At 41.6% G+C, this 12,704-nt stretch carries 23 protein-coding genes; 6 read left to right on the top strand and 17 right to left on the bottom strand.

From position 1 onward, the window contains the following. Positions 1-430: 430 nt before the first annotated feature. The 7 genes from HWQ39_RS10370 to HWQ39_RS10340 all read right to left on the bottom strand — a co-directional run bounded on the left by HWQ39_RS10370 (position 431) and on the right by HWQ39_RS10340 (position 2,638). Positions 431-676 carry a hypothetical protein gene (locus HWQ39_RS10370; protein ID WP_292843922.1) on the bottom strand — a complete coding sequence of 82 codons (246 nt, stop codon included), beginning with the start codon at positions 674-676 and terminating at the stop codon, positions 431-433. Between the two features lie 254 nt (positions 677-930). Beyond that, a complete protein-coding gene (locus tag HWQ39_RS10365; RefSeq protein WP_292843921.1) occupies positions 931-1,278 on the bottom strand; it encodes a hypothetical protein in 348 nt (115 codons plus the stop codon). A 2-nt stretch (positions 1,279-1,280) separates the two neighbouring features. After that, a complete protein-coding gene (locus HWQ39_RS10360) occupies positions 1,281-1,436 on the bottom strand; it encodes a hypothetical protein (protein WP_292843920.1) in 156 nt (51 codons plus the stop codon). Positions 1,437-1,440: 4 nt separating this feature from the next. Next, a complete protein-coding gene (locus HWQ39_RS10355) occupies positions 1,441-1,659 on the bottom strand; it encodes a hypothetical protein (protein WP_292843918.1) in 219 nt (72 codons plus the stop codon). A 7-nt stretch (positions 1,660-1,666) separates the two neighbouring features. Continuing rightward, a complete protein-coding gene (locus HWQ39_RS10350) occupies positions 1,667-1,879 on the bottom strand; it encodes a hypothetical protein (protein WP_292843916.1) in 213 nt (70 codons plus the stop codon). A 14-nt stretch (positions 1,880-1,893) separates the two neighbouring features. After that, complete coding sequence (locus HWQ39_RS10345; RefSeq protein ID WP_292843914.1) at positions 1,894-2,223, bottom strand: hypothetical protein; 330 nt, start codon at positions 2,221-2,223, stop codon at positions 1,894-1,896. A 220-nt stretch (positions 2,224-2,443) separates the two neighbouring features. After that, positions 2,444-2,638: a hypothetical protein gene (locus tag HWQ39_RS10340; protein ID WP_292843912.1), complete on the bottom strand. Its 195-nt coding sequence runs from the start codon at positions 2,636-2,638 to the stop codon at positions 2,444-2,446. Positions 2,639-2,731: 93 nt separating this feature from the next. Between HWQ39_RS10340 and HWQ39_RS10335 the strand changes: the two genes are divergently transcribed. Together HWQ39_RS10335 and HWQ39_RS10330 are read left to right on the top strand one after the other, a co-directional pair. Next, positions 2,732-3,490 carry an Rpn family recombination-promoting nuclease/putative transposase gene (locus HWQ39_RS10335; protein WP_292843910.1) on the top strand — a complete coding sequence of 253 codons (759 nt, stop codon included), beginning with the start codon at positions 2,732-2,734 and terminating at the stop codon, positions 3,488-3,490. A gap of 51 nt (positions 3,491-3,541) precedes the next feature. Next, entirely contained in the window at positions 3,542-3,709 is a 168-nt protein-coding gene (locus tag HWQ39_RS10330; RefSeq protein ID WP_292843908.1) for a hypothetical protein, read from the top strand. A 215-nt stretch (positions 3,710-3,924) separates the two neighbouring features. Here the strand turns inward: HWQ39_RS10330 and HWQ39_RS10325 are convergent, their stop codons facing one another. From HWQ39_RS10325 to HWQ39_RS10280, 10 genes are all read right to left on the bottom strand, one after another. Beyond that, positions 3,925-4,560: an ERF family protein gene (locus HWQ39_RS10325; RefSeq protein WP_292843906.1), complete on the bottom strand. Its 636-nt coding sequence runs from the start codon at positions 4,558-4,560 to the stop codon at positions 3,925-3,927. A 17-nt stretch (positions 4,561-4,577) separates the two neighbouring features. Continuing rightward, positions 4,578-4,838, bottom strand: a complete 261-nt coding sequence (locus HWQ39_RS10320; RefSeq protein WP_292843904.1) for a hypothetical protein — start codon at positions 4,836-4,838, stop codon at positions 4,578-4,580. Between the two features lie 28 nt (positions 4,839-4,866). Further along, positions 4,867-5,094: a hypothetical protein gene (locus HWQ39_RS10315; RefSeq protein ID WP_292843903.1), complete on the bottom strand. Its 228-nt coding sequence runs from the start codon at positions 5,092-5,094 to the stop codon at positions 4,867-4,869. After that, a complete protein-coding gene (locus HWQ39_RS10310; protein ID WP_292843901.1) occupies positions 5,091-5,306 on the bottom strand; it encodes a hypothetical protein in 216 nt (71 codons plus the stop codon). The genes HWQ39_RS10315 and HWQ39_RS10310 overlap by 4 nt, the downstream gene beginning before the upstream one ends. A 67-nt stretch (positions 5,307-5,373) precedes the next feature. Further along, complete coding sequence (locus tag HWQ39_RS10305; RefSeq protein ID WP_292843899.1) at positions 5,374-5,760, bottom strand: hypothetical protein; 387 nt, start codon at positions 5,758-5,760, stop codon at positions 5,374-5,376. 234 nt (positions 5,761-5,994) lie between these two features. After that, positions 5,995-6,168, bottom strand: a complete 174-nt coding sequence (locus HWQ39_RS10300; protein ID WP_292843897.1) for a hypothetical protein — start codon at positions 6,166-6,168, stop codon at positions 5,995-5,997. After that, a complete protein-coding gene (iscB, locus tag HWQ39_RS10295; protein WP_292843895.1) occupies positions 6,146-7,435 on the bottom strand; it encodes an RNA-guided endonuclease IscB in 1,290 nt (429 codons plus the stop codon). The genes HWQ39_RS10300 and iscB overlap by 23 nt, the downstream gene beginning before the upstream one ends. A gap of 198 nt (positions 7,436-7,633) precedes the next feature. Further along, the gene (locus HWQ39_RS10290) at positions 7,634-7,852 is read right to left on the bottom strand and encodes a hypothetical protein (RefSeq protein ID WP_292843893.1); all 219 of its coding nucleotides are present in this window, start codon (positions 7,850-7,852) and stop codon (positions 7,634-7,636) included. Next, positions 7,846-8,586, bottom strand: coding sequence for a hypothetical protein (locus HWQ39_RS10285; protein WP_292843891.1), 741 nt, complete (start codon positions 8,584-8,586; stop codon positions 7,846-7,848). The genes HWQ39_RS10290 and HWQ39_RS10285 overlap by 7 nt, the downstream gene beginning before the upstream one ends. 5 nt (positions 8,587-8,591) lie before the next feature. Then, a complete protein-coding gene (locus HWQ39_RS10280; protein WP_292843889.1) occupies positions 8,592-8,759 on the bottom strand; it encodes a hypothetical protein in 168 nt (55 codons plus the stop codon). 418 nt (positions 8,760-9,177) lie between these two features. Between HWQ39_RS10280 and HWQ39_RS10275 the strand changes: the two genes are divergently transcribed. From HWQ39_RS10275 to HWQ39_RS10260, 4 genes are all read left to right on the top strand, one after another. After that, positions 9,178-9,450 (top strand): helix-turn-helix transcriptional regulator, encoded by a 273-nt coding sequence (locus HWQ39_RS10275; protein WP_094329319.1) that lies wholly within the window; start codon positions 9,178-9,180, stop codon positions 9,448-9,450. A gap of 68 nt (positions 9,451-9,518) precedes the next feature. Next, entirely contained in the window at positions 9,519-10,229 is a 711-nt protein-coding gene (locus HWQ39_RS10270) for a BRO family protein (protein ID WP_292843887.1), read from the top strand. Between the two features lie 140 nt (positions 10,230-10,369). Next, complete coding sequence (locus HWQ39_RS10265; protein WP_292843885.1) at positions 10,370-12,001, top strand: helix-turn-helix domain-containing protein; 1,632 nt, start codon at positions 10,370-10,372, stop codon at positions 11,999-12,001. 101 nt (positions 12,002-12,102) lie between these two features. After that, positions 12,103-12,678 (top strand): hypothetical protein, encoded by a 576-nt coding sequence (locus HWQ39_RS10260; RefSeq protein WP_292843883.1) that lies wholly within the window; start codon positions 12,103-12,105, stop codon positions 12,676-12,678. The last annotated feature ends 26 nt before the right edge of the window (positions 12,679-12,704 follow it).

Here is a 12,704-nt window from a genome sequence, read left to right as displayed (position 1 = left end):
CTATTTTTACCTATGCCCCAAACCCTCACAGATGGGGGGAGAGTGAAAAACTACTTTCGCCCATCGTTCTAATGTCCGGGGACAAATACCTAAAATTTTTACCGCTTTCGCTTTTGACATTGGTAAAACTAATGGATTTACCCCTGATTGGCTTTGTTTTTGATTAAAAAGTTGTTTTCTCCATCCTGATTCCATGAACTTAGTCAAATCCGTATCAATAGTCTCAAAAAGATAGTCAATATCCGTAGCATCTAAGTGTCAATATGGATGTCGATGTTGATATCAATATGGATGTCCATGTTAATATCAATGACCAGTGTCTATTGACTGTCTATTGACCTTGCTCTTTTATAATAAAAAACCGCGCCAAGCAGTTCAAGCTACTAAGTTGACAACTTTGTTGACAACTTAGAAATTTTTAGTAGGATATTTACCAAGCTCCTTCGAGGCGGAAACTCTTACCTTCTTTCAACCATTTATTATGATGTATTGCGGCTAAAGCTTTTACTCTCGAAGATGGTTGACGATAAGTTTTAGAAGATTTTTTGCAGGCATAAGCTGTCATTGTTCTGGCTCTAATATTTAAATATTCTGATGCCTGTTCATAACTCAATCCCCAAATTTCACAAAAAACTAATGGGTCAAGTTCTTTGATTTCTTCAGTTTGTGCGCTCATCAAACACCTCGTCCCGTAGAAACCCCTTTCTTTAGGTATGGGGGCAAGGGGCAGGCGATTTCAATCGCCGTCAAAATTGTTTCAAAGTGCATAACTGTAACCGTCCTTTTTGTGAATATGCTTACAAGCTTTGTGACTAATTCCCTGAACTAATCCATTCTTCGTAGAGATATTAAAACTTCCTGTTGAGTTAAGGAAGATTCTTTGTTTTGAGAGCGGTTGTCCAACGTTAATGTCATTTTATTGCTCCTTATTTATTTAAATTGTTGAAAGCTTTGCCAATCAGGGCATTTCGCACCTTCAATGCCTTCGGGATGAACAGAACAAATTAAAGGGGAGCCGTTGTAAGAGATCCCGTGATAGTATTTGCAACCTATACAACTGGTGGGTCTAGTTAAAGGTCGAGGTCGGCGCAACATAACTTGGTCAATTTCACTTTGGCCAGTAATTCGGTCAGTAATGAATGTTGTAATCCCAGTCCCGACTATTGCCCCACCAATGGCGTACATAATATTTTTGCCGAGATATTGAGTGCCAATATAGCTACAGATAATTGTTGCTGCTGCTGCACTAATACAAGAGATGAAAACTGGTCGTTTCATATTTATTGCTGCTTTTTGGGTGGTTCATGTTTAGATAACAGAGCGCCAAAGTCGTAAATTGTTACTGTTGGTTTTGATTCCGGCTCTGGTTTTGGTTTTGACTCTATTACCAGTTCAGGGCTACCCAAGCCGACTGCATTTTTTATTTCTTGCTCCATGTCATCATTCTCCTTTATAGGACATCTGCTCCACGCCATCAATTGCTTCAACTAACTCAAATAAAACGTTGATAGCATCGTTTAAGACCACATTATTAGTAGTAGAGAAATACTGTGATGACTGAATGTTACGATAATCTCGGCTACTGCCAACAAGCCGCAATGTATGTTGACAACCCTGCAAGATAGCCCGAATTTCTGATGTAGTTAGCTTAATTTCCATTAGTGTTTTAACCTTGAAAAACTGAATTGATTTCGCCGTTATCAATAGCGTTCTTGGCGTGGCTAACAGCTTGTGTATGATTGTCAAAAGTTTGAGTTGAAGGTGATGCCCAAGTTGTTTTAAAAAAGCCCTGCTTCCCAATATGAACATTTACACCACCATCATTTAATTCGGTAGTCTCTATTTTGTAGCCGCCATGTTTAGTTTTGTACTCTTTCATTGCTGTTAAATCACCTAAAATTTATCTCGTTGAATACTAAAACTTGCTCCGACTAAAGAACTTCCTAAGAAGGCGGAAAAACTGACCAGCATTGCACCTAGGCAAATATTTTTCTGTTGCTCCCAACCAGAGATGATTATGTTGGGATTAGCATTTATCTCCATAATCTCCATTCCCCAACATCCCATTGCTCCAACTCCTAAAAACCCAGTTAAAAGCAGAGAGACGATTGCAGTTGTTTCTATGGTGCGGTTAATGAATACTTTGGGGTTAAATCTTTTTTGAGTCCGACGAAGAACTAATTTATTACGGGTGTTTGAAGGCAAAGATGATTGATGAGTCATTTTATGGATTTTCATTTTACTTCGTCCAACTCCACAAAAAATCCTGCACCAGTATTTGTCACTTTCACCAACTTACGATTGACCAACGTTTGAATCACGCTAAGACTGAAGTTTATACTACACAATCGTGCGCTACCCCCACAAAGTCGAAGGTAATGTAGGCACAGCGAGGACTGGTCAGTAGGAGTGGGATAAGTGGATTTTTTAGGCATGATATTGACTATGACTCTATGATTTGTAAATGATGTGCGTTGAAAAAAATTCCTTGACCAAGCGGCATATCTGGGAAATGAACACAAACCATACCGTGTCCTGAATACTGGATGACTGTACCTGTTTGCCCTAACCTGGGATCTTTTTCTGTCAGTGCTTTAATGACTTTGACAGATGAATTAATTGGTGGAAGGTTAGCCATTATTTATCTCCAAATTAATTACTAACTAAAGTTGAATTACTGTGAGTATCTAAGATGATGATAAGATTTGTTCATGTTTGATAAAACGTGTTCATGTTTGACAACACCTGCAAATTTATCGCTGAAATGTATTCTCCTGATTTCGCTACTTGGTTATTAGGAAAACCGATTACTTTAACCAAATTAAGTCCTACAGAATTGTCTTTAGAACCTATTCGTGCTGATGCCTTAATATTGCTGCAATCAGATGAAGTTGTTCTCCACATTGAATTTCAAACCAAACCCGATGACGATATGCCGTTTCGGATGGCTGATTACCGTTTGAGGGTGTATCGCCGTTTTCCTAATAAACGAATGCACCAAGTGGTAATTTACTTAGCCAAAACCGAATCAGAGAAGGTATATCAAACCACTTTTACTACTGAAAATTTGCGACATGAATTTTCAGTGATTCGGTTATGGGAGCAGCCTTCAGAGATATTTTTGTCCACACCAGGATTACTCCCATTTGCGGTATTGAGTTCTACTGAGAACAAAGTTGCTACACTGCAACAGTCATCTGCGGCTATTGACCAAATTGCTGACCGACGCACACAAAGTAATATTGCTGCCGCATCTGCGATTCTTGCTGGGTTAGTATTAGAACAAGAAGTGATTGGGCGTTTATTCAGGAAGGACATAATGCGCGAATCAGTTATTTATCAGTCAATAAGAACTGAAGGGATTGAGGAAGGAGTTCGCCTTGTTGCAGTTAACCTTCTTAAAGAGAAGATGCCTATTGAGATGGTAGTAAAAGTTACTGGGTTAACAATCGAACAAGTACAAAGCTTGCTCATCACAGACGTTGAGTAGCCCAAATAAGCAATACACTGGTTGTTAAAATTGGTTTCCCAAAGGTATACCATGCGTGAATCAGTTATTTATCAGTCAATCAAGGCTGAAGGATGGGAAGAAGGGAGTGATAAAAAAGCCCGTCAAATTGCTGTTAATCTCTTAAAAGAGGGCATGGCTGTTGATGCGATCGCTCGACTGACTGACTTACCAGTAGAAGTAGTGCAACAACTACAGTAGGGAGAATCTGAAAACCAAGGGTGATTTTAATATAATCTCTGTACTTAAGTGGATCGCTCATAGTTTGAAATTAATGATGTACACTCAATTCAGGCAATTGTGCAAGTGCCCCTTCCATCCACACTTGAATCGCTTCCATTTCGGAAACCCCTCGTAATACTGCATCAATTACATGTTTCTGATATGAATTAGCAGCATGATTTGGATGCCCAAACTTATATCCCAGCCCAAGCCAAACACATACTCTTTACTAGTTCATCAATCTGAGCAGAATCAAGCTCACTGGGACTTGTAACATTCTGAAAATGCAACCACTCTTTCACCAAATCGAGTGGATAATTTAAAAGTGTGCGAACTTCTTTGACTCGTAAATCTTTTGGGCTGATTGATGGTGAAGTTACAGATTGTTTTGGTGACTGGACTCTATACTGTTGATTGTCTTTGCGGGATTTAATGTTATTCTGTGGTTGTTCAGGCTTTTGAGGAGTTGCGCTTTCAGCATCATTATCTTCATCTGCCGTCACCGATAAAATTGCACAAACTGCATATCGTCGTGCATAAGTTAATGCTGCACCAAACTTCTGAGAATCACTAATTTCGGGTAGAGGATAAGTGCTGGTGATACTTTCCCCAGATTCATGGAAAATATGAGTCCGCAGCACGGTTTTACCTTCAAATATTTCTGTTGTTTGAATTATTACTAATCCATGTTTACTAAGCGCAGGAGTGACAGCATCTAATACAGCATCTAATGTTGCATATTTGCGCTTGTAGTGAGGATTAGTACCGTCTTTTTGAATCGGATTAAACTCTGCCTTTGCTTTAATTAAAGCTTTGATTAATTCTTGCATTAGTCATCTCCAAACTTTTACCAATGACTTTCGTTGATATCACCAAACACTTTTTTACTAGATTTAGCCTTATTTATCTGAAACTCTGAGGCTTTTAGTACAGGCATTGCCGCAAGTTTGACTGAAGCTTTAGCTTGGTGATAGAGGAATTGGGTTATTCCGTCAGCGTCTTCCCCATCCTCGACTTGCGCCCATAAAGAACAACCTAGTTCCAATGATTCATAGTCGCCGAGGTTGAATTTCCTAGAGTAGCTAACAGAGACAGTAGTAAATTTCATCTGATTATGTCTTGGGAAATACAGGTTGTTAATTTTCTTCGCTAGTATCAACCATCTCAATGCTGAGTCTTGTACATAAATCACCAGCTTTTACACCAATAATTCCCGGCTCAATTTCAGTAGCTAATTCCTCTAAAATTGAGTGAAAACTTGGGGATTTATCATCGATTTTTACCTCAATCAAACCTGCATTATTCGATATAACGGTTGCCCAATCTGGCAAAATTTCAGGAATACTCGTTGCATAGAGTTTCATCGTTCCGTCTCCTGATTAAACTTGACCTCAACAATTTCTTCCACACATCCCATCGCCTCGCCCAAGTAGTGCAGGACATCACCCAAGTGAGTTGCTACTTCTGGGTCAATCTTTTTATCCGCAATCAACAAGAGCCAGTTTTCATCTTGGGCGATTGCCTGAATCTTGAGGTAGCACGAGTTGAACTCTTGTAGGATTTCTATGGGTGACATTGTTATATTTGTGATGTAAGTAAAACAGTCTTATTGAGGAAGTGGGCAGCAACGCCCACCCCTTTCTTTACGCTGCAACCAATCTTTTGCTTGGCGCATCAAATTCTTTATCCAGCAAATCTTGTTCTGTGAGTGGTTGTTCTGTAGCCGCTTTTGATACCCTTACCACATTCATAAATTCGTCTAGTCCAATTGCTGCATCAACCGACTCGGCGTATCGAAGAGAATCCACTCCGTTTGACCAGTGGGTGATGTATTGAAATATCACCCCAATCATGGAATCGCCTTTGTACACTCGATAGTTTCTGGGGCAGGCTCCTTCAGCGTAAACCAACGTGTAGCCAGGAATCTCTTGCACCTCTGCGTTGGGATCTGTTGGAGAAAGGAGAATTTTCTCTTGGGAATTATCGAACTGGGCTTCTTTAAGAGAAAATGAGTTTATTGTGTGTGCCATGATAATTTCGTTTGTCTAATTTCGTTGTAGAGGCGATCGCATTTCTCTTGGTCTGCGATCGCTTTTCTTACTTGCATTACTAAAGATTTCTTTCACCTCTGCATTCGCATCTGCTGGAGGTAGCACAAAATTCTCTTAGCAGTCATAGAAACCCCGATCTGAAAGTGTGATGTTACTTGCTGTGCTATATGCAATGATTATCTGTAATTGCATATAGGTGGCGATTGCAGTTGCTTAGACGGCGATCGCCCTTTCTCGCAACAGCCACTTACGCCGCGACTGCCGTTCGGACTCCCAACTTAATATCGGTAGAGGTCGCTCGTTATACTCGTCAGGGTTAACAGGTGGGGAATGCTGACTAACATAAAACTGTGAAACATCGTTATTATTTTGGGATACTGTACTCATAACCATCAGCCTGATGAATAATTGTTAAATATTTAGGATGAACATCAAAGCCTTTGTCTTTTTGCAGCAGCATAAAACGAGGTCTAAATCTAATAGCGATTCGCCCTGTGTATTTACCTGCATATTTTCCAGATGGGATATCGGCTTTAACCATGTCTCCAGTAGTGAAACCCATATAGAATTTAGCTTTCAGGGCATGAGCTTTTGGAAATCCGTACTTATCAGTGCGGCATCGTTGACGAATGCCATGCCCTCTAGCTTTGATTATCAAAGGTTTCACCCCATTCAAAAGCAACTTAGCTGGAGTTGATGCGCCAACACAAGCCGCATCCGTCCAGTGAGATTTTTCAATTCCTCTGGTTTGACGGTTAAACTTTGTTCTGCCACCAGAGCCGAGTTCAACGGGCAGTCCAGTTAATTGGAGTCTGCGATATAATTGCCATCGTGTTGTATTAACTGCTGTCGCATCTTTGAGCGGTGCTTTGGCTTGAGCTAAAATCCGCCGCAGCAATTCTGGTTTTTTAGCTAGAAATTGTTCAACTGGTTGATTGCCCTTGCCTTGGTTGCAGTCGTGACAAGCAATAGCTTGATTACTCACGCGATCGCTCCCGCCTTTGGACTTGGGATGAATATGCTCAATCTCAAACTGCACATTCTCCACACCACAGTAGGCGCATTTTCTACCCCACTTCTGAAGCAAGTATTCCCGTACCTCAAAGCCAAATAACTCACCTTGTTGATATTCAACCCCTGTTATTTCAGGGTTTTGGAGTTGTTGCAAATCAAACCGCACTAACTCTTGAGAGATTGCCGGAATTGGGCATAGTTTTCTGAGCCGCCGCACCCATGTTTCAATGTTGGCGATACGGCTTTCAAGTGATGGAGGTAGCCATCCTTTTCTACGTCGTCTGTTTAGAAAGCGGGGTTTGCGGTAACGAGTTTTACGTGACCGTCGCCCTCGGCGTAATGATCTACGTGATTCAAGAGCGTTTTTGACTTGTTGCCCTCTGTGGTGTATTTCAAATGCACTTACAACCCGTCCTGCACATTCCTGAACTATAGCGACTCCCGTTACTTTGCTACCAGGGTCAATTTTCAGTTGATGGCGATGAGTTGTTGAGTTTTCCAATACTCTATCCTGCATGACGATAGTTAACGGGTAGCGTCGGTAAACTTTAGCCCTCTCTTTTTTGAGTAGTTCTCTAGCCCGTGCTGGATGGCAAGGGTCAAGAGGTTTCAAATTTTTATCTAGAACGAAAACACGCATTACTTACGTCTCTCAACTAAAAGTTGGTAAGGTTTGCCTCGACAATGTTATTCAACCTTTTTAAGTACATCTCACTGGCTTAACTCGTTACACCTGTTTAAAGCTGTACGAAAGAGCTACAAACTGGCACGTATTTGTAGGTTTCATGAGTAGAATAACGTAGTTCTTTTAGAACTTAGTCTGGTCAAGTTAGAGCTTTCACAAGCTCTTGTCATACCTAGCAGGTTGACAGCGAGTTCTTGACTCAATTTCACCGTGATACGCTTGGGCTTGCCCATCAATAGAAGAACCAGCAATTGCTTGCTGTGTATACGTAATACTAGAAATCCCCGTAATTTGGGGAAAGGCGATCGCTTTGTTTACCAGATAAGGGCAGTCGCCTTTGTTATATGTGCAAACTACGTTGTGGTTTAGCACAACGCTCTTAAAGGTATTACTTCGGCAGTGGGTAACATCTCAGCTTTCGACAACCACCAAACTGCATCTAGGGCTGAGTTGCACAATATACGTTTTTGTTTTTCTGCTGTACGTATAAACGACCAATTACCGTTAGTGAATCCCACTTCACCCAGCTTGCAATCGTTGCTGTAAATACCATCGTCCAGGATTTCAAAGCCAAACTTCTCGCATTCAGCAAAAACCTGCGCCATGATTTCGTTACTATTGGTGCAAACTTCTTCTGGTTGTGGAGTTGGTAATGGAGCTTCGAGCGTGCCTTGTTTGTGATGCCAAGTAATATAACTGTTGCATTTAGCCCAGGTGTTAGCACGGTGTTTTTCTTTGGCGTTAACCATGACTACCCAAGGCTGAGTTAAGTCATCATCGTAGGTGATAGCTGCTACTAACTTTTCACCAAGATAATATTCGTGATCGTAGAAAGATATTTCGACTGTTGTTAAATGTTCTGGTGCTACAGCTTCGGCTTGGGATTCGAGGTGGCTGTATAGTTCTGCTTGGGCGAGAGCTTGCTCATCAACAGAAGAACTAGGAATTGCTTGCTGTGTTAGTGTTTCGTAAGTCATAATATTGATCTCCGTGATAGGGGAAAAGGCGATCGCAGAAGTTGTCCAGACCGAGCGATTGCCTTTGTTATGTGTGCAAAGAACGTTGTGGTTCAGCACAACGCTCTCAAAAAGATTTGGCGTAGCCATCAAAGCTAGTTGCTAAGAGCATTATCAAGACAGCAGACAGCAGCATCAGGGGATGTGTAAGGAAGTGCTGTGTTTGGAAGAGGACACTCTACTAAATTCAGCTTTGCTGTAAAATCTTTGATTTCTAGACGAATGGCACTAAATAACCAGTTTTTTAAGACTTGGTAGGTCATCGAGATCATCTTCGCTGGCTTGAGCATTACAAGTTTGGCTTCCGGCTGCTAGTCCCGGTGGCACTTGGTTTTGTGGTTAGTTGAATGAGTGAATGTTTGGTAATTTGGCTTGCGAACCCTTTTTGCGTTCGGGTGCAGGCGGTTGCATTTCCTTGCCCTTATACCTATAATATAAACCATTAGCTAATGGTTGTCAACTGCTAAGAACATCATTTTTGGGCTTGATTTTTATAAACCATCAGCTTATGATTTATGATAGATAGCTAATATTTTGATGCTTTAGCTAAAGGAGGTGAATTTAGCAGCAGTTCTTACCTTGGCATCATTATCAATCTCTGAAATTCCATAAACCATTAGCTGTCAGTTGTCAACCAACAACTAATAGTTAATGCTTCAATCAAAGGAGGTGAATTAGGAGATGGAAGTGAAAGTAACGATTACGATTGATGTTCCAGGGTTAGAGAATGATTTAGCTGAGGCAATGAAGCAGAAGGGTCTATCTTTTCAAAAACTTGGTGAAGCCGCAGGTGTTACAGGTACGGCTGTCTGGCAAATAACCAGCAACAAGAATAAATCTATTAAGGTGGAAACTCTCGGCAGAATAGCTAAGGTACTGGGAATTGAGTGTCAACCCAATATAGAATCACTTGCAATTGAAGAGGTTAAAAGTGCATTTGGCGAAACCTCCTAACTAAAAGCGATCGCCCACCGTCCAAAGTTTGCGATCGCCCCAACTAAACCCTGAAGAAAGGAATAGCTATGTCTAACCTATCAGTTTTTAGCTTTGAGTCTCAAGAAGTTAGATTTGTTGGTACAGCAGAAAAACCAGAATGGGTGGCTGCTGATGTGTGTGCTTGTTTGCAATTAAGGGATACAAGTAAAGCACTAGAGACTTTGGAGCCATCCGAAAAGGGTACGAAGAATGTTCGTACCCTTGGTGGTGAGCAAGAAATGTTGACTGTCAATGAACCAGGGCTTTATCGTCTTGTATTTAAGTCCCGTAAACCAGTTGCCAAACGTTTCCAGTACTGGGTGTTTCATGAAGTCCTGCCCTCTATTCGTAAGACAGGTGGATACTCGGTTGCCCTAGGAACCATGACCCAAATTCAAATTCTTGCTGCACTCGCCCAACAGATGGCAGAACAAGAGCAAAGGCTATTGGAACAAGAACGCCGTCAAAACGAAGTACTGGCAAGGCTAAAAGCGGTTGAAATTGAACAAGATCGGTTCAATAGCCCATGTGGTCACAAGTACAGCGTTATGGGTTTTGCTAAACTCCGAGGACTTGAGATATCACTCTCACAAGCCGGCAGCAAGGGAAAGAAAGCTAGCGCGTTATGCCGCAAGCACGGGGTAGAAGTTGAACAGATACATGACCCAAGGTTCGGCTATGTCGGTTTATACCCTGAAAGCATTTTAGATCAAGTCTTTTCCAACAATTCAAAAGATTTTGCGATCGCTCGGCACTAAACAAAGTGCGGAATCTGGGTTTAAGAAAGCATATTCACAAATAGTTCAGGGTTCTAACTCGGTGAAGTATTAAGTCTGCACCGTCAATATTTTCATGCTCAAAACCCAATGAAGGATGAGAACAAAGTATAGAGGGGAAAATGAGTAATTCTGTTGTATGTAATCGCAGTGATTTTGCAATAGTCGTTCCATCGTTTCTAGACGACTATGGGCTTAATCCTCAAGAATATCGTTTATATGGGCACATAGTTAGACGAGCCGGAAAAGACGGATGTTTTGAATCCATTCCTAACATGGCAGCAATCTGTTTAATGAATGAAAAGACTGTTAGGAAAACCCTACAAATCTTGATTGCAGCTAGGTTTATCAAGATAGCCCAAGAACGAAAAGGGAAAACCACAATTTATGAAATCACAGATCATTCGCAATGGATGGCATCAAAACATCTAGAAAAAATCAGACAACAAATCACTGGTGGTAAATCAGGTAGTACCAAATTAGGTGGGGGTAGTGGTACCAAATCAGGTAGGGGTGTGGTACCAAATCAGGCAGGGGTAGTGGTACCTGAAATGGTAGGAGTACCCCTACCTGAAATGGTAGACGAAGGAATTACCATTAAGGAATTACCAATTAAGGATCTCCCTTTAAGGGATCTCTCCCTTAATCCCTCTCAAACTGACATCGACTCACAAGAAAGAAAAGAAAAAAGAGAATTTGGATTTCAAGTCCAAGAAGAACCCAATTCAAGTTTTTCCACTTTGTTGCCAAAAAAATCTGAGACTACGCAACCAACAAGTCAGTCTCTCATGAAGGCAAATGTTCCGCCGCCACAGCCCGACCCATTTTTGAAAAATCAACGCAAAAAAGCCAACGATGTGATTTGGGATTGGCTACCAGATGGCCCGTGGCGTAATGAAGAAGGCAAGCTTGATGCAGAATTTCAAACCGCCCTCGCTACTTGGTGGATGAAGGAGTATGGCGGTGACTTACACGCAAACAAAGCCAAGGTACTGAAACACTTCCGCAATGAACCGACTAACTTAGCGATTGAGTGGGAATGGTATCAATCGACTTTCATCCATCGCGTTGTCAACATTCAAACTCGCAAGGAGAACGGGCTAGACACCACCCAAGATGAGGAACAGATAGCGCTTCAAGCTAGAGCAGCAACACCATTACCTGAATCAGTACGTGTAACACAAACACCCACGTTAACCAAAATGGTAGAGCAAGTAGCAGACTATGCCTTGCCTACTCTGATTTCTCAAGAGCCGCCCAAAGATGAATTTGGTTGTATTAATCCTGGGGCTTACTTGAATACACCAAAACAGTCAGACAGGGAATTTTGGGCGAACTTCACACCTCATGCTGTGCCAAGTCGCAAAAAATCGTCTGTTGTATCCGTTTTAGAAACGGCAAAGACAGCTATCGAGGCTTTGAAAGTTGACAAAGTAGAGCAGTTTAGTGAAAAGGCTCCTGTGCGGGAAGCAGAGGAAGAGATAAAAGGGTGGGGAGATATTGCCTCCCACGCTCCTCTAGAAAATAGCTCTTTGCCCCTTGCCTCTTCTAAAAAGTTGACTGCGATCGCCGTTATAGTTCAGCCTCCAGTAATAGAAGAAGAAGCTGTACTACAAGACATGAGGAAATATCTTAATTGTGGCAGTGACGTATTGAGGCAAACCGCAATTGATTGGGCCTGTGATCCTTCTAATCAATGCAAACTCGTGATTGTGTCAGGACGAGTGGTTGATATCAAATGGGTTGACTTTTAAGCAGCAAACTCAATATCAGAGTGTATTATAAAATACCACAAGCAGAACAAATACTTACAAAATTGGAATTGTCAAGATATTCCGAGTGAGGAGAAAAAGGAGTGACTATTTTTACCTCTTACTATGCAGGAAAAATCAGAGGTGAAGCCGTCTCCATCTCTCTATATCCTCCAAAAGGCTTTCAAGGCAAGCATTTACCTTTATTTGCTCCAACACCAGAGCTACTGAAATGGTGGAAGTCTTCAGCGTCAGATACTGATGCTGAACTTGAATACACCCGCCAATTCCACGAAATTTTGCTTTGTAGGCAGCAGCTGATTGATATTTGGGTTGCAAAACAGCAGCAAAACTCACATGACATGACATTGTGCTGCTACGAAAAAACTGGCGATTTTTGCCATCGGCATCAAGTTGGACGTGAAGTTATCCAACGGTATCTACCTAAACTTTGGGGCGGGGAAGTTGGGTTAAGAACTGTTACTGAGGAGAAAATGTCCACAAATTGTGGACAAAAAATCATACTCCCTGCAACATACCCACCCCAAGTATTGAGTCTGATCGAGAAATGTCATGAGTTGGGGTATCCCGTAAAGTGCGATCGTTTAGAGTGCGGATACTACCAAGTTAGCCTCAATGGAGAAGACTTAGCAGGGTTAGCGCGTCTCAAACCCTATTGACAAGCGAACTTGCCTGATCCGCAATC

The sequence above is a fragment of the Nostoc sp. NMS8 genome (genome assembly GCF_017115045.1).
Lineage (GTDB): Bacteria > Cyanobacteriota > Cyanobacteriia > Cyanobacteriales > Nostocaceae > Nostoc.
The sequence above is the reverse complement of the archived record's forward strand: the minus strand, read 5'-3'. Positions and strand labels throughout refer to the sequence as shown.